Genomic DNA, 20,761 nt, shown 5'->3' with positions numbered 1-20,761 from the left:
CCTGTTTGTTGTGCAACCATAAGCTACTAGTGGATATATCCCTTAAAGTCTTTGTGTTCTTCTTTTAAAAGCTCTTCAGATGAAAGCGATTTAAAATACTCGTACGTCAATTTCATTCCTTCTTCTCTTGAAACTTTAGCTTCCCAACCCAAAATATTTTTAGCCCGGGTGGTATCCGGTTGTCTTTGCATTGGATCATTGATAGGCAATGGATGGTAAACAACCTTTTGATTTGTACCTGTCAGTTTTATAATTTCGTCGGCAAAGTCTTTAATCGTAATTTCATTTGGATTTCCGATGTTTACCGGCATCGAATAATCCGAATGCAGCAATCTGAAAATTCCTTCTACCTGATCTGTTACATAACAAAATGAACGTGTCTGACTTCCATCTCCAAAAATGGTTAAGTCTTCGCCACGCAATGCCTGACCGATGAATGCCGGAATAACACGACCGTCATTGAGTCGCATTCTCGGCCCATAAGTATTGAATATTCTAACTATTCTGGTTTCTACTCCATGAAAAGTGTGGTAGGCCATCGTAATTGATTCCTGAAAACGCTTAGCTTCATCATAAACACCTCGTGGACCAATCGTATTTACATTTCCGTAGTAATCTTCTGTTTGAGGATGCACTAATGGATCACCGTAAATTTCAGAAGTTGAAGCAATAAGAATTCTGGCTTTTTTCACACGGGCCAATCCTAAAAGATTGTGCGTCCCAAGTGAACCTACTTTTAGCGTTTGAATTGGAATTTTTAAATAATCAATTGGACTTGCAGGTGATGCAAAATGAAGAATATAATCTAAATTTCCCGGTACATGAACAAACTTGGTTACATCGTGATGATAAAACTCAAAATTTTTGTTTTTGAATAAATGCTCAATATTCTTTAAATCGCCTGTAATCAAGTTATCCATTCCAATCACAAAATAACCTTCGGCTATAAAACGATCACAAAGATGTGAGCCCAAAAAACCAGCTGCACCAGTAATTAATATTCTTTTCATAATAATTTTTATTCTGTTTTGGAACTATTTTGAACAATCCCGAACCTTCTGGACTGAATTAAAAAGACAATACATCATCGTAAAAAACACCACTCCTCTTTGTCTCCATAAAAATGATTCCGTCAAAAATAAACTTATCATTAGAAATGCGAAAGCAAAATGCACAAAATCTTTCATTTTAATTGCATTTTTAACGTTAACAAATAGCATAATTACTATCAATAAAAACCCAAAAAGTCCCAAATCAGCAAAATTCTGAACATATTGATTGTGAAAATTCTTTGATTGATAGCCACTATCAGGGCGGTTTTTCTCACCCATATAAAGATCGTATTGTACTGCTTTTTCTTTGATTTTTGGATAAGAAGCATTCAATCCAAATCCGGTTAAGAACGCGTTGTTTTCATTTATCAATTCGGTGAAGATTCTAAATTGGTAAACCCTAAACGCCGTTCCGTTAAAGTAATCATTTGTTGTAAACGTTGGATTTGACCAGGCTTCTTTCAGACTCACAAAATGAACGCCAGCCGGAACGCCTTCAATGACATTTGTGCTTAAACTTTTGTCTGTATTGGTTTGGAATTCAATTTTAAATCTCTCTTTTATTCTTCCGATTGAAAAGATTACTGCTAATATCAATCCAAAAACAATTAGGTTTCTTAGCCTTAATTTATGCGCTGTTTTTGAAAAAAAGAAAATGTTTATCAGTGAAAGCAATAAGACAACGAGTATGATATTTTTGGAAGACAGAAGCAATATAAATCCAAAAAGCACAGCTGAAAACAATGTATCGGTTTTTGATTTTATCTCTTTTGTAAAAAAATGAAAGAATGCTACAGCCACGAAAACCGACATGTGTATGGCATTCAAAAACTTTGGCACAAGTCCGTAATCTTTGTCATTTTCGCCATGATAAAAGAACATTCTTGCATCGTCAAAAATAAAATAACGAATTATCGCTCTGACAGAATAGTATAGAACAAAAGCAACGATGACATAGCTGTAATACGCTATGATTTTTCTTTTTTGTTCCGAAGTATTTGCTTTAAAAATCAGAAAGCCAATGGGAATTAAAAGTAATGGGATTTCTTTTAACAGAGCAGAAAGTGTTGCTTCAGGATCTATTGACCAGAAATAGGAAATCACCATTAAAACGTAGAGCAGAATTGGGAAAATTAATTCTTTTTGGAACTTAAAATTTTGCTTTTTCAAAGCAATAAAAGCAACCAGCAGAAATATTCCCAGAGAAACATTGTTTATCGCAAAAGTCAACGGAATGGTAGAAAGAACTAAAAGTATTGGAATAAAAGAGCTGTTACTTTTATTTTCTTTTATCAGATTTTGAATAACATTCTTCGAAAAGTTGTAAATATTCACCATTTATTTTTTCCCAATTAAATTCATTCACAATCGAATCAAAATTGTTTTGAACTAATTGCAAGTTATCATTTTTTTTGATTGAATTCAGAATATTTTTTACTTCCTGCGGATTAGAGAAATAATGACTGTTTTCCTTTAAAATCCCCTTGTTGAAATCATTGTTATGTGCAATTACCAATGCTCTGGACGCCATTGCTTCTAGTAAAGATGGATTGGTTCCACCAACCGAATGTCCGTGAAAATATAAATTAGAAAAATACCTTAGATTATTCAAATGTTCCAGATTATAAATTCCGCCTATGAATCTAATATTCGAATGGTTTTTGAATTTGTTTTTAAGATATTCTCCATATTTAGTCATGTGTTTTCCAATCACTAAAATCGGCATTTTATCCTCATTCATTGCAACACCTTCCAGAACCATATCCATATTATTTTCCGGTTCAAAGCGCGCCATAATCATATTATAATTTCCTTTTTCTACGCTGTACTCCTTTAAAAATTCTTCGTTTGGAGAAGAAAAAGGATAAGCGCCATAAGCGATATAAGTCGACTCTTTTTTATATTTCCCCTGAAGGAATTTTTGGATTCCTATTGAATCTGAAACTAAAAAGTCGCTGTTATTTGCCGCTAATCTTTCGGCAAACTTTAGAAATTGCTGCACAGGTTTAGAGTATTTGGTTCTCTTCCACTCTAATCCGTCCATATTGGTAATGATGATAGATTTTTTTGGCAATAAAAAATGCCAAACAGAATTGCTCGTATAGCCTAATTGCAGAATGATGTCAAAATCTCTTTTACGGGAATCCATAATACAGTTGTAATCATAAATGAATTGCCCAAAAGTTCCATATTTGTATTCTGGATCGTATTGATGAATGATATTTACACCATGAAAAGTCTTTTCCTGATGAGGATGATCATGTGAATTGTAGCAATAAACTTCGTGCCCTTTTTCTACCAGATAAACCGAAAAAAATTCAGCAAACTGCTCAAATCCTCCGTAATAATTGGGTACACCACGAGTTCCTAGTATGGCTATTTTCATCAAAAAATTAGAATTAAAATTTAGTCTTTCAGAAGTGTCTCAAAAATTATTTCAAATTCAGCAACATGCTTTTCTAAAGAAAAGTGTAAATGTACTCGTTCATACCCTTTTTCTCCAAATAAAATTCTTTTGTTTTTATCTTCAATTAATTTTGAAATAGCCTCGGCTAATTTTTGACTGTTATTTGGCTCAAAGTGGAAACCTGTTTCGTTATTCAGAACTGTTTCTGTTAAACCACCATGATTAGCCGCCACAACTGGTTTTTTGGCTAACATCGCTTCGATGGCAACCATTCCAAACGGTTCTGGTTCTGTAGATGGAACAACTGCAATATCAACTGAATCCCAAAACCTCCAAATATTTTCCTGAAAAGGAATTATTATTACTCTTTCCGAAAGATTATAATTTTTGATTTTTTCATTTAATTCTATTTCAAAAAACTCCTGATTTGGTGGTGCCGAACCAATATAAACCAGCTTTATGTTTGGATATTTATCAGCAATTTTATTGAAAGCTTCTAATAATAACTGCTGTCCTTTCCAGCTGTTTATTCTTCCTACCAAACCAATAACAATATCGTCTGGCTGCACTTTGAAAAATTCCTTTCTTATTTTTTGAATGTCTTCTAAATTTGGTTCTGGTTTTTCTTTTACATCCAGTCCGTTACAGATGGCTATAGACTTTTTTGCCAGTGCCGGATTGTCTTTAATCCAAAATTCCATTGTCGTTTTTGAATCATAAACAGCAACATGGTTACTTTTTAAAGAAAGTAATTTTATAAATCCTTTGTTGAATATAGCGGGTTTTGCTATGATTTCCTGAACATGCCAAAGATGTTTGATTTTGTTTTTACGGGCAAAAATTATCCCGATTAATGCCGCCAAAGTATGTGAATAAACGATGCTGAATTTATGTTCTTTGTGCAGTTCATTTATGATATTCAGGCCTTCTTTATATTCTTTGCAGAATTTTAAAATGTTTTTTGGAGTAAACATTTTGCGATAAAGCTTAAGCACCGGAGCAATTACGACTTTAATGTTATTTTTTTCAAATTCTGTTTTTAATGGTCCGTCAAAAGGAAGCATCACGACAGGAAAATACTTTTGCTTATCTAAACTGGAAATAAACATTAGTATTGTTTTATCTGAACCGTATAGTTCTGCAGATTGATGAATGAATAGAATGCTGCTTTTCATTTATTTGAATTTTTCTCTGTAGGCAATTAAAAACCCTATAAGTATTGATTTTGTTTCCGTTAAGTTATAAAAACCTAAGAAAACCCAGTTTGATATAAACAAAAAGACGCCGGTTCCTATAAAAAGCAATGTGATTTGGTTTACCACCGGATTATCGCTTTTTGATGAATTGAAAAAATAAAATATTGTAAACAGATAAATGAATATCCCGAGCAATCCGGATTTCAAAAACACAATCATAAATCCATTGTGTAATATTGAAATAAATCTAAGGTTCATATCGCCCAGCCAAACCTCTTGTTTCAAATCTATCTGAGAACCCAGGCCTTTGCCAAAAAGTGTAGGTCTAATTCCGTCTCTTGTGACCTGTCTAATGGTCATGATGTTTTCGTAAGAACGATAATTATCGTTAAAATCTTTGTAATCTTCCCTGTTAATTTTAGTTTTAAAAGGTTCAAGTGGCGCCACTTTTATTTTATATAGAAATCCTTCAACACCGTCGGCATCTCTTCTTGGATTTACAGATAAAACGATAAAATAGCCTACTACAGAAACAAGAATTATACTTGCGAAAATGGTGATTGATTTTCTGTTAATCTCGAAATATCCTTTTAACGCTAAAAACAAAATCAGAAACTGGATGAAGTTTGTTCTTGCCAAATACATGAAGGCAGAGAAACCGACTAATAACGTAAGGATCAATGCCTTTTTTTTAGAATAATCGAGTTCGAATTTTTTGTAAAAAAGCAAAATGATTAAAGTGTAAATCTCATAATCACTGAAATATCCTGAGTAAAACCTCAACTCTGCAACGGTCCTAGTTCCATGAATGAATATGGCGTTTAGAATAATAATTACGTGGCAGATTGAAATAAATACTCCCGTGTTGACTATTAGTTTAAAAGCATTTTTGAAATTTCTTTGGCAAAGCTGATATCCTAATAAAAAACCAATTGCCGGTTTTAAAAGATACGTTATGTCTCTAATTATAAAATACCTTTGATAGTCATAATTAAAGCTGACAATAAAGGCAATTAGCAGTATTAAAAAGTAAGGGATAATAAGTTTGAATAAAGAAATCGAATAATTATTTCTAATCGTGATTAAAAAAGTCAGGCTCCAGGTAGCAATCGTTAATTCAAAAATATCCAAATAGGGAACTGCTACGCATAACAGAAATAAGAACTGATAAAAAATATTGTTTGGAATCGTCAGCTTCATTTATTCAATGCTTTTTATAATTTTTGCCGGCACTCCACCAATTATTGAATTGTCAGGAAATTTACCAATTACAACGGCCCCTGCGGCAACAACACAATTATCGCCTACTTCGCAACCGTCAAGAAAAGTAACTTTTGCACCAACCCAAATATTGTTTCCCAATTTGATTCCTTTGGAATTTACTCCTTGTTCCCTAATCAGTTTGGTAGTATCTGAAAAATTATGGTTCTCCGCATGAAAGGAAACATAAGAACCCATAATGACATCATTCCCAATTTCAATTCCTCCGGGCGCACCAAAATGAGTAAAATCGCCAACAGCTGAATTCGAGCCCATGACTAAGCCTTTTCCATATTTTGAAAAATGGCTGGTTGAAAGTAATTTGGAATAAGAGCCAATTTTTACACAATCTCCAAAAACAATTTTCTCCGAAGCATAACCATCAATTTCGCAATAACTTCCAATAGTTACACTTTTCCCAAAAACAATGTTTTTATTGTTCAAAATTTTAGTGTGACAGCCAATAAAAACTTTTTTACCCGTTTTAAGAAATCCTCTTATTACCATTATGACTCTCTTTATAAGCATGTTATAAAAAAGCCTGTTTGGAATATTTGGATCAATGGTATATGTTTTACCCGACTTTACCAGTGAATTTTGAACTATTCTTTTTATCATTTAGAAAATCTTTTCTACAAGGTTTCAAAAATACAATAGTTTTTAACTTGAACGAACAAATAAGTCGTTTTTAACGGTAGCGTAGAAAATTAAGGATGTTATGATTTCTGTCAAAATCAAAGCAATTAAAACACCAAAAACTTTGTAAACTGGAGTGATTATAACAATCAACAAAAGACTCAGAATAGTAATCGTCATTGTTATTTTAACATATTTTGACTGTCTGTTGGATCCAAGAACTAATTGCTTCAAAGGGATGGTTATGGCCTGTAAAACCGGAATAACGACAGCAATCTTCAATAGACTTGATATTTCCTGAATTCCTTTTGGATTAAAATAAGCGACAACTTTTGTTGAAAATATTGAGATAAACAACATGGAAATAACTATAAAAACAAAATTTAATCCATTATACATTTTCCAAAAACGAATGGCTTCCAATTTGCTTTTATCCAATAAATAACAAACTCTTGGATAGACATAGTTAAAAAACAGCAGTATATAGGTTTTGAAAATCACTATTATCTGATCAATGATTTTATATTGTCCTGCCATCGTGTTTCCGCCAAAGAAACTAATTAAGACAATTGGTGAATACATTTGCAGCGAGACAAAAATTTGTGATGAAAAAATAGAAAAATTCTCCCTGACTAGTTTTAAAACATGCTCTTTTTTGGTGTTGGCAAATGAAAACGAGTGTGTGGTGATTATGTAAACAAACGAAATCCCGTTGGCTATAATCATTCCTATTCCCCAAATTAGATTGCAGTATATATAATCGGTTGGTTTGTGTACAAAAAGGAAGATTCCCGCTAAATAAATTACTTTAGAAAGGATGTTTAATATTGTAATCCATTTGAAGTTTTCTATTCCCTGAAAAAACCAGGTTGGATTTATGAACTGGCCAACAACCATTGCCAGGCTCAAAAAGAACAATTCTTTTTCCTGATTAAAGTACGGAATCAAACAGAAAAAAACGGACACTATAAGCAACACCACAAAAAGCAGTAAGAGCTTAGCTGTGTAAGTGGTTATAAATATATTCTCAAGCTCGTTTTTGTCTTCCCTGTTAACCGCTACCTGCTTAACTCCGGTTATTTCAGATCCATAGTCTATAAAAACCATGATAAAAAAAGCGACAGCCATTCCAACTCCGATTTTGCCATAACCTTCTTCGCCACAAATAGAGACTATATAAGGAATTACGAGCAAAGGAGTAATCAAATTAAAACCCTGTCCAAAACCATAAGTTATAAGGTTAGTGAACTGTTTTTGCTTTTTTAAAAAAAGAAGCCTCTTTTGGAGCATTTTGGTTTTTGTTGGTTTTCAAATTTAAGCTAAAAACAAAAGCTACAAATAAGGATAATTTCCTATTTGTAGCTTTTTATGATATTCTATCATTTATTATTTTTTCCCCATCGTCAATACTTTGATCGTATCATTTAGCGCTGGGCTAGGATAATAGTAATATGTTTCTGCAGGGAATTCTGTTTTTTTCTTAAATGTGATAGTCCCTTTTTCCGGGTCTGGCAGAGCTTGTACTTTATCATTGACCATAAAATAATATAAAAATTCTGAGCCTTTAACTTCTATTGTTTTATTCAGATATTCTATTTTAAACCTTTCTAAAGTAACATCTTTAGAATCTTTTTTAATCCCAAAATCTATTCTTATATTGGTTGGCAGCACATTTTCAGGAAGGTTAAAGGTTATTCTTTCGGTTGCCATTCCTCCTTTAACACCTCTCCAAATAACTTGTTTATCTGAAAAGTCAATTGAATTGTCTTGTGTATAATAAAGTGCAAAATCATCAGCAGTTTCTGCTTTAACATCCATTTCTACATTAAATATTTGTTGTTCAGGAGTTACAGTTGCTTCAGTGTCTTTTTTATTCTCTTCTGTCTTATTCTGGCAAGAAAAAACAAGTGATAATGATAATAAACCGATTAATACTCTTATTTTCATTGGTTTCTTTTTTATTAGTTTCTTTTTTTATTTTACAGTGCAAAAGTAATTTTTTTTTCTAAGAAATTATATTTTTTCTATATTTTCTTGAATATATGATTTTTTCTTAAAAACGATTTCGAGTATTAGGGATAAATACTTGATTATTATTGCAGTCAACAGGAATAAACCTGAAAATCCACCCGATAATAAAAGCATAATGGTTGTCCAACCTTCAATGGGTTTATTTTTACCGAAATAAATAAACATTGTATATATTATTATGCTCAAAGTGCAAAACAGCAGTATTAATGAGATATAAACAGAGATGGAAAATGCTAAATTTGTGTAAATAATCAAAGTGTCGATTGCGGTCTTATTTCTAAGATAGCTCTTTTCTGTTGTATTCCTTTGCAGGTTGTTTTTCTTAAACTCAATAGTAGCTACTTTTAACCCACTATTGATGTACATAGCTTTTCTATATGGTATTTTAACACTTATAGAAAACGCCCTGTTTATTGCTCTTCTGGATAAAATTCTGAACCTATCTGTTCTTAATTTATAATCAGATTTTGAAAAATAATTATAGGTTTTATAGAAAAACTTTGAAGTCATTTTTTCGCTTGCCGTTGGAGACACCGAAACAATATCATATCCCTCAAGGATTTTACGATACGATTGCTCAATTAAGATTTTATCAAAATCAATAATGACGGTGTCAAATTCATATACAAAATCTCCAGTTGACAAATCTAATCCGGCATTCATAGATAATTCAACACCCTGATGAAAGCTCATCTGGATAATCGAAACCTGATAAGGCTTTAAAAAATCTGCAGTTTTTATTTTCTGCACAGAAGCATCTGTTGAAGCGTCGTTTACGATTATTATTTCAAACTGCTCGAACAACTCCTCGGTTTGTTGAATAATCAACTCTAAAAATCCTAAAATAGAATCCTCATTATTATATAAATAAACAATTAATGATATTAGTTTTTTTTCTTTCATTTTATTAAGTCTTATTAGATAAAATAATGTCTAAATCGTAAACTGTGTTGATTTTTCCAGATAGTACAGAAACAAATTTTGGCTTTTTAGAGAACTCTTTAACCACTGTTGGTCTTGAATCATCAACTTCTGAGGCTTCCAAAATTGGCTTTATAGAATATAATGATTCTACATATTCTATTGTTGTATTTTCATTCAAATATTTTTTTGCTAGCGCCAACATAAAAGGCCAAGACGTTATTGGCTTTGCTATACATGTGTTGCAATTACCAAGCTTAATGCTACTGCAGTAATTGTTGCTCCTTGACTGGCAGTCAAATTTTGGCAATAGCGAATGTGAGGTTTTGTGAGGCGTATAACTTACAGCAGTCAAGGAATGATATCCGGTTTGCCCAAAAGGCATAAGCGAAAAAAACGGTCCGTCCATCATCGTTATCCCAACATTCTTTAAGTTATCGCTCACTTTACATAAAATTACTTCACAAAGTTCATATTTTATATCAAGAAGTTGTTCTCCAAAAACATTTAATATCTGATTTATTGAGGCGTAGGTTGTATTTAAAACAAATTCTGATATATATACCTCTTCATGGTTCGTTGTCAAAAGATAAGAATTCTCAGTCTTTTCTGCTTTGGTAATATGGGTATTGTATTGAATTTGTGCATTTGGATGATTTTGCAACTCTTTCAGAAAATAATTTTTCAGAACTTGGGCGTCATATGTACATTCCTGAGACAAGTAAGCACCTTCGCAAAATTCCTCTTTAAAGAATTCATCAACATTTATTGGCTTGCACAATATATCAGTGTCACTGCAAAATTTTTTGAACTGTGCAGCATTTGTCCAGGAGAATTGTTTTGAAATGGCATATATTTTATCAAACCTGTTATGAATGCAAAAATCGTAGTCTTCAATGAATCTGTCATAGTAATCGGCCGATTTCTTTGCCGTTGTATAAGACCTTGGATAATGATAACCCATATGCACTCTAGCCTGGTTGATATAGCTTCCCCTAGAAAAAGATTCCGGGTCGTGTTCAAAAACCAAAACCTTTTCTCCTTTTTTTGCACAAAAAAGAGCGGCATAAAGACCGTATAAACCTGCTCCGATTATTATTTTATCAAAATGCTCCATTTTATTTTATATACCAAATCGGATTTGGATATTCAAGTAAATCTCTATTAGCCTTAGGGCTTTTGTCAACATTAACATAAATAAAATTACCAATTATTTCTGTTTTCAAGATTTTATAAACTTTTCCATTCTTAGCTCTTAACCCAACACCTGTTTTTAAAATTTCTATGTTCTTTTCAGAAAGATTTACCAGCAACCTTGAATCGTGAGTGCCGACTCCACCTTTCCAGTTGATATCGTTTATATTGCTCAATTCAAAGGTTTCTTTGGAAAGCTCACCCATGTTTAGCGCTTCTTTTGGAACGTAATGTCTTGTCCAGCTGTCAAATTTGTCAAGGCTGTGAACAACATCAAAATGCTCTGCCATAAACTTATCTGATTGTGGGCTTAGCTTTAAAGGATTTCCAAAAGCGCCAAAATACCAAAAAGAATGTATTCCTTTTGGGTCTTTCATCATTTCATGTACATAATCTTCAAAAACCCTGTTAACAAGCGGAGTATTGGTCTTATCCCTGTCGAATAGATAAATAAGATGCCAGGTCAAATTACTATATACAGGGTCTTTATCGGTGTTTTCTTTGATCACATAGTCTGCTATCTCTCTGAATTGCCCTTTCGATATTTTATTGTAATAGTCATTTGTGTAAATCAACTGATATAAAGAGGTGACTGCCAAAGCCGCTATAATTCCAAGCTGGATTGCCTTTTTACCCATTTTATCTATCCCCAGAGCAACAAGAACAATAATTGGAGGCAGGATAACAATAAAATACCTGCTGTTAATCATTGGCGTCACAAGATATGATCTGATAATTGGCACTATAAGTGTAACCAATATCCAAGAAAGCAGTATCAAAATCACTAGTGATTCTTCCTTGTTTTTAAACAATTTCTTCTTGATAACAACGACGAAATAAAATGCTATAATCAACATCGAAATCCAAAGCACAGCATCTGAATTGTCTGCAAAATCTTTGAAAATCTGTTTAATTGTATCAATTGTGGTTGGAAGGATGGCCGCGTATTTCTTTTTCGTAGTTTCTATGAAAATACCAACCGCAGGAAGAAAAATAGCTGTTGATACTATTCCTGAGACTATAGATTTATATAGGAATTGTAGTTTTTCTTTTTTATCCAATCTTAGTAAAACGATGAACAAAATGAATAATTGGGAAACTAAAACAAACAATCCGAAGAATTGGGTAATGAGCATCAATCCTGTAAAAATACCATACCAAACAGCATTTTTATAGGTAGTGTTCTTAAGGAAAATTATCAAACGGTAAAACGACAAAACTGTCACTAAGCACAGCAACGCATACATTCTGACTTCTTGGGAATAATTGAGGTGAAAAGCATTGATTGCCAATAGAAAGGCGGAAATTAATCCAATATTTTTATTCATCATTTCCTTTCCTAATAAATAAATTGAAAACACACCCAAAACTCCAACAACTGCAGAGTAAAACCTAGCAACCCATATAGTGTAGCCAAAAAGAATGAACAGTGTCTTTAAGAAAATAAAGTATAATTGCGGATGAGGATCAGAAGTAACAATCGTAACATTCAAATCAGACCAATTCACTGACGGATTGGCTTCTGTGATGGATGCAATTTCATCTAGCCAAACACTCTGATATACAAGATGATATAGCCGAATTATTGATGCTATTACCAATATTATTATTATAATATAATTTGATGTAATCCAATTTTTAATTTTTCCCATAGGTTTTATTTTAATATTCTTTATGGTTTAATTTCTTTGATTTCCTCAATAAAGTCTTTATAAATATCTGTTGACGGGATTTTTATATTTTTTCTGGAACTCAATTGCATTAACAATATAATTAATGTTACTGAAGATAACTGAAGAATTATACTGAAAATTATAAATATTAAATTGGACGCCCATCCGGGTATGGCAGTATCGGTAATGGATTTTTTGTACAAAACTACAACTACTGCCAGGAAGCAAGCCATTATTCCATAAATAGACATTTTTAAAATACGTATTGACAAAGAATCAAAATAAACAGAGATAGAACTCAATCCGTGAATGACCAAGCTGTTGAAATTCATTTTTGATTGTCCGGAATATCTTTTACCTCTGTCTAAAGAAATACCATCAAAAGGCGTTTTAGATTGAATAATGCTTCCTGAATAATGGTTCCAAAGATTATCCTGAATCGCAATTTTCTTTAAAAGCCTTTTAGGAATACAACTGAAGTTTCCAAAATTTATTTTTTGACCTGTAAGTAAATGGAATATATGCCTGTAGAAAAAATAACCTATCATAAATAGAATTGATTCCTTCCTTTTTTTTCTTTGGGCAAAGATGATTTTCTTACTGTTTTCTGTTTCGCATTTCGAGACTAATTGAATTATATCTTCTGGCTTATCCTCTCCATCACTATCTAAAACAACAACAAAATCAAAATCTGACTTAACAGCATTTATATATTGCAATCCTATGGCTATGGCTCTTTGATGCCCTACATTGTTTTTTAACGTAATAATTTCAATTGGAAGATTTCTTGAAAAATCTAAGGCTTCAAACTCTTCATCAGATCCATCATTTATAACTACTAGCTGAACAGAATAATTTTCATTGTTGACAGTGATTTCAGCAATTTTGGAAGCCAAAATCAAGAAATTTTCCCAATCATTGTAAACTGGTGTCAAACAAATTATTGTTTTTTCTTTATTCATTTAGTCTTTTGGATTGTAGTTTCCTTTCAGGTTATTGAATAAGATTTTTATCAAATTCATATTACCTTTAAAAAAACTAATCTTTGTCGGAACTTTTCCTTCATCCGGATAACGCCTTTCAACAGGAACCTCGGCTACTTTTAAACCTATTTGCGTCGCCCGTACTGACAAAAAAGCCAACAATTCATAAGTAACAAAAATATCTCTAAAAAGTTGAACTTTCGGATGAGTTAAGTATTTTTTGGAATAGGCTCTATAAGCATTCGTAGAATCTGTAAACTTGTGTCTTGCCGTTAAAGAAATCATTGGCGAATGAATAAACTTAACTGCAAAATGACGGATTAACGGCGTATTGATGGCTTTTCCTCCTGCAACATATCTTGACCCCTGAATAAAATCATAGCCTTGTTCCAATTTTTCTATAAACAAAGGCACCGATTCAATACTATCTTTATTGTTTCCATCGATAGTTAAAACGCCTTCATAGCCTCTTTCCAAAGCAAACCAAAAGCCCATTCTTAATTGCGCTCCTTGTTTCCCAAATCCTTTTTTTACTAATAATGTATTAACGCCTAATGATTCTAACTGACTCAAATCTGTTGAACCATCTGTTGAATCGCCATCACAAATAATTATATCAACTAGCTTGTCAATCCCATTTTTTTGTGCGCGTTCTAACTGTTTATGAATTCTGTCCGATTCATTAATAATGGGAATACACAGACAGTATTTTGTCTTTTTTGGATATATTTCATTCGAAATATAATCTGGAACTCCGTCGATATTTTTATTTTCTTTTGAATACATCTTTTAGATAATAAATCGCGTTTTTAACGATTGCTGTGTCGTTTGTGTTTTTCATTTCAATTGAAAGATAATTAGAATAATTATTCTCTTTCAGAATTTGATACAAATCATTATGAATATCTCTTTCTGTAATTGGTTCTAAAAATGGTTCGCTGATGTGAATGTGGTTTATTAATTCAATATTGTTGGCAATGATTGCAATATCTTCATTATTATGAATTATTGTGCCTAAATCAACATTAATTTTTAATCCTTTATTTTTAATTTCTTTTACAAAATCAACTGCTTGTTGTGTTGTGTTTAAGAAATTGGTTCCATAAATATCCGGATTGGGCTCCATCGCCAGAATTGTATTTTTTTTATTGGCATATGTTCCTAATTCAGCAAAAAAAGACATCGCAATATCTTCTTGATTTTCTCCAATAATCCTATTTTTAGGTGAACCGAAAACCAAATTTTTACAGTCTAAAACACTGGCAAAATCAATGGCTTTTTTTATGTATTCTTTAATACTTTCTCGCTCTTCTTCTTTCCCGAAAATAGCTTCGTTTCTCCCAAAACATATTGCCTGTAAAGATGGAATTGTCAAACTAAAATCCGTTTTTAAAGTGTTTTTAAAAGCTTCTGCTTCCTTTAATTTGTCGTATGGATTTTCAGGAATTATTCTGGTTGGCGCAATTTCTAATCCTTCAAAACCTGCAGATTTTAAAAAAAAATGCATTTGTTCATCATCTTCTGAAGACCAGGCTATATTTGATATTGCCAATTTCACTTTTTACTTTTTATGAATTCAATTATTTCCTGTAAAACCGTTTCCTTATCCTGAATGTGTTTTTTTCCATTCCCGAAAGTTCCTGAATGAATGGTGTGTAAATCATAATGTGGAAAAACCGCGCCTAATTCATTCTCAAAGTTTTTATCAAAAACGGCTTTGTAAATTTCATTTACACCTACTGGTTCAGTAGCTAAATTTAATTTTTTTATGTTACTTGCGGTTGCTCTTTCAATATCATTCCAAAGGTTTTTTAAATTATAAAACTGGAAAACACCTCTGCTATCCGTGAAATTCAAAGCTGAAAAACCTATAGACAAAAATTGTTTTTTAAGTATTTCACGTTCATTTTCAGAAATTGAATTCAGTTTATAAAATCCGTTATCCTGTTTAGTATAATTCGAAACAATCCAATCATTATGGCTGTATTTTTGAAAAAGCTCTTCGTTTAACATTGCCGGTATAATATTGATTATATCGTAAATGAAATTTTTCTTGATTTTTTCTCCAAATAATCCCGGCAATCTCAGAATCAAATAATCATCGAAATTTTCTTCAATCCATCTTTCGAGAAACAATCTGTTTTTGCCATAAGGCTGAACCATTTCCTGATCTATTACGGTATTTTCATCAACATTCATCGTCGATGGATAAACATCAACAGTAGAAATTAAAATGACTTTTTTGGGATTGATTTTTTTTATATTTTCAATGGCGTTTTCAATAATTGAAAAATCCAATTCCGGTTCTTTATTGGCAATAAACTTCTCGGCTCTGACACCTGAGTAAATTAAAATATCTGGCGATAACCCAAAAGCTTCCTGTATATTTTTCGAATTAAAAAGTCCATCAAAACCAGTTTGTGAACTAAGGTTTGAACCTACAAAACCTGTACTTCCAACTAAAATTTTCATTATCCTTTTTTTAAGCTTTCCTCCCAATTTTTAATTTCAATTCCAAAAGTATCCTTGATTTTGGTTTTATCCAAAACACTATATTTCGGTCTTTTGGCCGGTGTAGGAAAACTTGTTGTTGGAATTGGTTGTAAATCTATTTTAATTTTATTGATTTCGAATATTTTTTTGGCAAAATCATACCAGCTGCATTGTCCTTCGTTACTGAAATTATATATTCCATACTTGGGTGTTGGGTGTTGGGTGTTGGATGTTATTATTTTAACCAAACATTCTGCTAAATCAACGGCGTTAGTTGGTGTTCCAATTTGGTCATTTACTACAGATAATGAATCTCTTTCTGAACCCAACCGCAGCATGGTTTTCATGAAATTATTACCAAATTGTGAATAAACCCAAGATGTTCTGATGATGAAGCAATTTCCAAAAACTGCCTGAATGGCTCGCTCTCCGTCTAATTTGGTTTGTCCATAAACGCCTGTCGGATTTGGAATGTCATCTTCTGAATAGGGTTTTGAAGCGTTTCCGTCAAAAACAAAATCGGTAGAAATATGAAGTAGAATTGTGTTGTATGATTTACAAACCTCAGCCAAATTTTGAGCACCAACAACATTGATTAGGTGTGCTTTTTGAGGTTCGCTTTCAGCTTTATCAACGGCAGTATAGGCTGCGGCATTTATACAATAATCGGGTTTGATTTTAGAAAAAACTGTCTGGCAATTTTCTGTATTGGAAATATCTAAATCTGCTGAAGAACAAAAAACAAAATGAAGTTCAGGATAGTTTTTTGCAATAAATTGCAAACTTTGACCTAGTTGTCCTTTGGCTCCAGTGACTAAAACTACCATGCTTTTTTGGCGTTTTCTAAATTGGGTTGGATTTTATCCTTTTCAGAAATAATTAAGTTTTCTGTTGGAAAACTCCAATCAATATTGATGGTTTTATCATTGTAACTAATTCCGCCTTCTGATTCTTTGTTGTAAAAATTATCGCATTTGTAGAAGAAAGTTGCTGTTTCACTCAATACTAAGAATCCATGTGCAAATCCTCTTGGAACAAAAAACTGTCTCTGATTTTCACCTGATAAAACAACGGCTTCATACTGACCAAATGTTGGTGAATCTGGTCTAATATCAACAGCAACATCCAGAACTTCTCCCTGCAAAACTCTGACTAATTTAGCCTGGGCGTGTTCACCTGTTTGATAGTGTAAGCCTCGTAAAACTCCTTTTGATGAAAATGACTGATTGTCCTGAACAAAATGAACCTGCTGGTCGACTCCTTTTTGAAAAGTGTTTTCGTTAAAACTTTCCATAAAGTAACCGCGTTCATCGGTGATGATTTTTGGTTCAATAATAAAACAGCCCTGAAGTTTGGTTGCAATAAAATTCATGTCTTAAATCAAACTAAGTAAATGTGTGCCATAACCGCTTTTTAAAAGTGGCTGTGCTAATTTTTCTAACTGTTTCGCATCTATGAAGCCCATTCTGTAGGCAGCTTCTTCAATAGCTCCAATTTTTAATCCCTGGCGATCTTCAATAACCTGAACAAATTGTCCGGCCTGCATCAAAGATTGGAATGTTCCCGTGTCTAACCAAGCTGTTCCTCTGTCGAGAATACTTACTTTGAGTTTTCCTCTTTTTAGATATTCTTTGTTTACATCCGTAATTTCAAGTTCTCCACGATGGCTTGGTTTAATATTCGCCGCAATTTCTACAACATCATTATCATAGAAATAAATCCCGGGAACAGCAAAATTTGATTTTGGATGTTCCGGTTTCTCTTCAATTGAAAGTACTTTGCCATCTTTATCAAAATCGACTACTCCATATCGTTCCGGATCATGAACATGGTAAGCATAAATAATTCCACCATCGGGGTTATTATTGGCCAATAACAAATCGGAAAGACCAGTTCCGTAAAAAATATTGTCTCCAAGAACCAGGGCAACCTTGTCGTTTCCTATGAATTCTTTTCCAATGATAAATGCTTCTGCAAGACCATTCGGATTTTCCTGAACAGCATATTCGAATCGACAGCCCAAACTTTTTCCATCACCTAATAATTGTCTGAACAATGGTAAATCGTGCGGTGTTGATATAATTAAAATTTCGTTGATTCCAGACCACATCAAAGTTGATAATGGATAATAAATCATCGGTTTGTCATAAATTGGCATCAGCTGCTTGCTAACTGCCAAAGTCAATGGGTGCAATCTTGTTCCTGATCCACCAGCTAAAATAATTCCTTTCATAAACTATTTATTCAATTTTGCCATTTGGTGTTTGTAGTATGACTTAAAATAGGAGCCTAAAATGAATAAGCCAACAAACAACAACGGTAGAATTAATTTCATTTTTCCATTGATTGATTTGTTGCTTTTAACATTCAGTGTTGAGGCAGTTTCTTTAACTATTTTGTCAAGATTAACTAATTCTATTCGGTGTAATCCCTGTTCATAGACTAATTGATCTTTTGTTTTGATAACATCGTTTAACTGTGAGTTTTCATTATAGTAAACCAATTTATCACTTTTTTGAGATCCGTTTACCGAGCTTTTGAATGCGTTTAAGAATCCATTTATTTGTGAAAGTATAGAGTCATTCTCTGTCATTTTAATTTTGATGTTATTCATGTATTCTTTTTGAATTACCTTGTAGTAATCAGAATTGTTAACATAATTCAAAATTGGCGTAACCACATTTTCATCCGAAGTCTGGTCAATCGTAGAAAAAGAAATAGTGTGATACGGATAATTTTTACTTGTCAGACTTTCGTTTAAAATCTTCTTAATGTCTCCGTCTTCAGCCATCAGCTTAATCAAATCAAAGTTCTGAGTTTTATTATCAATAAATTTATAAACGTCAGTAATTGGTGTGATTGCTACTCCTCTAATCTTAGTAGGTTGTTTAATTCCAACAACTTCTTTCAGGAATAATGTATCACCGTCTTCAATTTTTGAATTAATCAATTCAATTTTTGAATACAAATAATCCACCGAACCAAAATTAGGGCTTACAATAATCTGATTATCATAAATTTTTGTGGTTTTATCAAGATATATTCCTAAACCAGCACCAAGAATAAACAATATTGCCACCCAAAGAATGTTTCTCTTAAAGAATAAAAAAACTTTAAATATTGAAGTGGAAACATTTTCAAAAAAATCGCCTATTTTTCTGGGAATCTGTGTCAAATCTATCTCCTGATTGCCGTCGTTTTGAGGTTTTGCGCTCATAAAAAAAATAATTATTTTACGTTAAAAATTTGTTCTAATATTTTGATTGTAATCAGATAAGTTGGTTTCACTCCTGTCGTTCCTAATCCTCCAGAAGCCAAAGTGCTTCCAGTCTCTAATGGATTATCCGAAGCATAATAAGCATATCTTACTTTCACATTCTGCGGAATGCTCTTTCTGATTTTTGATGCCGATTGAATAGCTTTTTGGTAGTATGCGCCTTCCATTTCAAGACCGATGACTTCCCAGGTTGACTCATGGAAAAACTTCAATAAATCTTTATTCTGAAGTGACGTTCCTAAAACAGTAACCATTGGTCCTGAACAAACCGGAATTCCGTTACCTTCAAACATTTCCAAGGTCAATTCGTTTTCAAACGGATAGTTATCGGCTGTACCTTCATTGATATGCGCAGAAGGAATCATGATGTCTCCTTTTCCGCCTTCCAGAATTCCGGCCTTACCCATAATCGAAACTGATTCTACGTTAAGGAAAGTTCTGTTTTTACCTTCTTTATATGGTTTTAATAACTCATCAATAGTTTCAAATGCCTGCTCACCAAAAGCATAATCCATTACAATAAGTACTGGTGCTTCTTTACCGATGATAGCTTTTGGAAAACTTGATTTTGCCCAGTCTATTTTAGCTGTATCAAATAGCTGAACATCTATATTGGTTCCCGACATAACATCTGGAAGTGAAATCATTCCTTGCTTTACAGCAACTTCTTCGACTTTGTTTCGAACATCATTAGCTCCCGATTTGCTCAATTCTTCATAGATGAAGAAATCCGACTTGTCTTTGAATTTGGTTTTTAAAACATTCGTTGCGAAAATTGAATTCATCACACTATGCATGTTAGCACTAATGACGTGAATTGGACGTTCCAAAAGATTATTAGCTTTCAAAGCCTCTTTAATATTATCAGCCCAAATTTCACCATGAATATGATGTCCTAATCTTTCTCTTAAAATTGGGCTAAACGTAATGGTTCTCTTGTTGTTATTGATAACCTCATCAATCGCCAGTTTTCCTAACCAATAAATAACGTGTAAAAAGCGATCTGGTTTTTCTTTGGTTCCAAAATCATCATAAATATCTAATACTTCCGAAAAACTTCTGCCCAAGACATTAGCAGCATGCGAAATCGCAATTTCCTTTTCCTTAAGCGTCATTTTTTTGTTTTGCAAAACTGCTTCTTCCAGTTTTTCCCAATCGCGGGTTAGTTCAACCTCTAATTCGTCTAATAAAACTCTGTCTTTAATTTTATGCGATTCGATAAAAATAAAAGTCAAATGCGTCAGGATATCATAAATATCAGAACGTCCACGTGTGATTTCAACGTTCATTTGCTCGTCATCAATACGATAGCAATTTCTTCTACGTTTTGGCGGAACAATTGCCTGAAAATGTGATTTTGAATACCCTTCGTCTGAAGTTAAGTTGATAAAACGACATTCTTCAATGCCTACCGGAAGTCTTTCTATTACATAAAGCAAACCGCTGAGTTCAACTTTTTCTTCTGCAATACTTCCGTAAATTTCTGGTCTTAGAGAAAGCAATGCTTCTCTTAAAGTTTCTCCTGAAACACCCATTGGTTTATAGAAACCTCTGTTGAATAAATGCCTCATGGTAATGTACAATCGTTCGATAGCTGCCGACGATTCTTGCGCTCTTGAGCGCGAAATGTTTTTAATT

The 20,761-nt window shown here is 32.8% G+C and carries 20 protein-coding genes; all 20 read right to left on the bottom strand.

The features are described 5' to 3' along the window. Window positions 1-26: 26 nt before the first annotated feature. The 20 genes from ABIQ27_RS12770 to ABIQ27_RS12675 all read right to left on the bottom strand — a co-directional run bounded on the left by ABIQ27_RS12770 (window position 27) and on the right by ABIQ27_RS12675 (window position 20,760). Window positions 27-1,010, bottom strand: a complete 984-nt coding sequence (locus ABIQ27_RS12770; RefSeq protein ID WP_348034296.1) for a UDP-glucuronic acid decarboxylase family protein — start codon at window positions 1,008-1,010, stop codon at window positions 27-29. 24 nt (window positions 1,011-1,034) lie between these two features. Beyond that, window positions 1,035-2,390 (bottom strand): O-antigen ligase family protein, encoded by a 1,356-nt coding sequence (locus ABIQ27_RS12765; RefSeq protein ID WP_348034295.1) that lies wholly within the window; start codon window positions 2,388-2,390, stop codon window positions 1,035-1,037. Then, window positions 2,332-3,438 (bottom strand): DUF1972 domain-containing protein, encoded by a 1,107-nt coding sequence (locus ABIQ27_RS12760; protein ID WP_348034294.1) that lies wholly within the window; start codon window positions 3,436-3,438, stop codon window positions 2,332-2,334. Before ABIQ27_RS12760 ends, ABIQ27_RS12765 begins: the two co-directional genes overlap by 59 nt. 20 nt (window positions 3,439-3,458) lie before the next feature. After that, on the bottom strand, window positions 3,459-4,634 hold the full coding sequence (locus ABIQ27_RS12755) for a glycosyltransferase family 4 protein (RefSeq protein WP_348034293.1): 1,176 nt from the start codon (window positions 4,632-4,634) through the stop codon (window positions 3,459-3,461). Beyond that, a complete protein-coding gene (locus ABIQ27_RS12750) occupies window positions 4,635-5,855 on the bottom strand; it encodes a hypothetical protein (protein ID WP_348034291.1) in 1,221 nt (406 codons plus the stop codon). Then, window positions 5,856-6,533 carry an acyltransferase gene (locus ABIQ27_RS12745; protein WP_348034290.1) on the bottom strand — a complete coding sequence of 226 codons (678 nt, stop codon included), beginning with the start codon at window positions 6,531-6,533 and terminating at the stop codon, window positions 5,856-5,858. 42 nt (window positions 6,534-6,575) lie between these two features. Next, window positions 6,576-7,841 carry an oligosaccharide flippase family protein gene (locus ABIQ27_RS12740; protein WP_348034289.1) on the bottom strand — a complete coding sequence of 422 codons (1,266 nt, stop codon included), beginning with the start codon at window positions 7,839-7,841 and terminating at the stop codon, window positions 6,576-6,578. A gap of 96 nt (window positions 7,842-7,937) precedes the next feature. Continuing rightward, complete coding sequence (locus ABIQ27_RS12735; RefSeq protein ID WP_348034288.1) at window positions 7,938-8,498, bottom strand: hypothetical protein; 561 nt, start codon at window positions 8,496-8,498, stop codon at window positions 7,938-7,940. A gap of 66 nt (window positions 8,499-8,564) precedes the next feature. Further along, window positions 8,565-9,485: a glycosyltransferase gene (locus tag ABIQ27_RS12730; RefSeq protein ID WP_348034287.1), complete on the bottom strand. Its 921-nt coding sequence runs from the start codon at window positions 9,483-9,485 to the stop codon at window positions 8,565-8,567. Between the two features lie 4 nt (window positions 9,486-9,489). Then, a complete protein-coding gene (locus ABIQ27_RS12725) occupies window positions 9,490-10,620 on the bottom strand; it encodes an FAD-dependent oxidoreductase (protein ID WP_348034286.1) in 1,131 nt (376 codons plus the stop codon). 1 nt (window position 10,621) lies between these two features. Next, window positions 10,622-12,349, bottom strand: coding sequence for a glycosyltransferase family 39 protein (locus tag ABIQ27_RS12720; RefSeq protein WP_348034285.1), 1,728 nt, complete (start codon window positions 12,347-12,349; stop codon window positions 10,622-10,624). 20 nt (window positions 12,350-12,369) lie between these two features. After that, complete coding sequence (locus ABIQ27_RS12715) at window positions 12,370-13,332, bottom strand: glycosyltransferase (protein ID WP_348034284.1); 963 nt, start codon at window positions 13,330-13,332, stop codon at window positions 12,370-12,372. Further along, on the bottom strand, window positions 13,333-14,139 hold the full coding sequence (locus tag ABIQ27_RS12710; protein ID WP_348034283.1) for a glycosyltransferase family 2 protein: 807 nt from the start codon (window positions 14,137-14,139) through the stop codon (window positions 13,333-13,335). Then, window positions 14,120-14,911, bottom strand: coding sequence for a sugar phosphate isomerase/epimerase family protein (locus ABIQ27_RS12705; RefSeq protein WP_348034282.1), 792 nt, complete (start codon window positions 14,909-14,911; stop codon window positions 14,120-14,122). Before ABIQ27_RS12705 ends, ABIQ27_RS12710 begins: the two co-directional genes overlap by 20 nt. Continuing rightward, window positions 14,908-15,825: an NAD(P)-dependent oxidoreductase gene (locus tag ABIQ27_RS12700; RefSeq protein ID WP_348034281.1), complete on the bottom strand. Its 918-nt coding sequence runs from the start codon at window positions 15,823-15,825 to the stop codon at window positions 14,908-14,910. The genes ABIQ27_RS12705 and ABIQ27_RS12700 overlap by 4 nt, the downstream gene beginning before the upstream one ends. After that, window positions 15,825-16,673: a dTDP-4-dehydrorhamnose reductase gene (rfbD, locus tag ABIQ27_RS12695; protein ID WP_348034280.1), complete on the bottom strand. Its 849-nt coding sequence runs from the start codon at window positions 16,671-16,673 to the stop codon at window positions 15,825-15,827. The genes ABIQ27_RS12700 and rfbD overlap by 1 nt, the downstream gene beginning before the upstream one ends. Beyond that, window positions 16,667-17,218 (bottom strand): dTDP-4-dehydrorhamnose 3,5-epimerase, encoded by a 552-nt coding sequence (gene rfbC / locus ABIQ27_RS12690; RefSeq protein ID WP_348034279.1) that lies wholly within the window; start codon window positions 17,216-17,218, stop codon window positions 16,667-16,669. The genes rfbD and rfbC overlap by 7 nt, the downstream gene beginning before the upstream one ends. 3 nt (window positions 17,219-17,221) lie before the next feature. Next, on the bottom strand, window positions 17,222-18,079 hold the full coding sequence (gene rfbA, locus ABIQ27_RS12685; protein WP_348034278.1) for a glucose-1-phosphate thymidylyltransferase RfbA: 858 nt from the start codon (window positions 18,077-18,079) through the stop codon (window positions 17,222-17,224). Between the two features lie 3 nt (window positions 18,080-18,082). After that, entirely contained in the window at window positions 18,083-19,063 is a 981-nt protein-coding gene (locus ABIQ27_RS12680; protein WP_348034276.1) for a hypothetical protein, read from the bottom strand. An 11-nt stretch (window positions 19,064-19,074) separates the two neighbouring features. Beyond that, a complete protein-coding gene (locus ABIQ27_RS12675) occupies window positions 19,075-20,760 on the bottom strand; it encodes a hypothetical protein (protein WP_348034274.1) in 1,686 nt (561 codons plus the stop codon). Window position 20,761: the final 1 nt, after the last annotated feature.

This window comes from Flavobacterium sp., assembly GCF_039916025.1.
GTDB lineage: Bacteria > Bacteroidota > Bacteroidia > Flavobacteriales > Flavobacteriaceae > Flavobacterium.
This window is presented reverse-complemented; position numbering and strand designations above follow the sequence as displayed.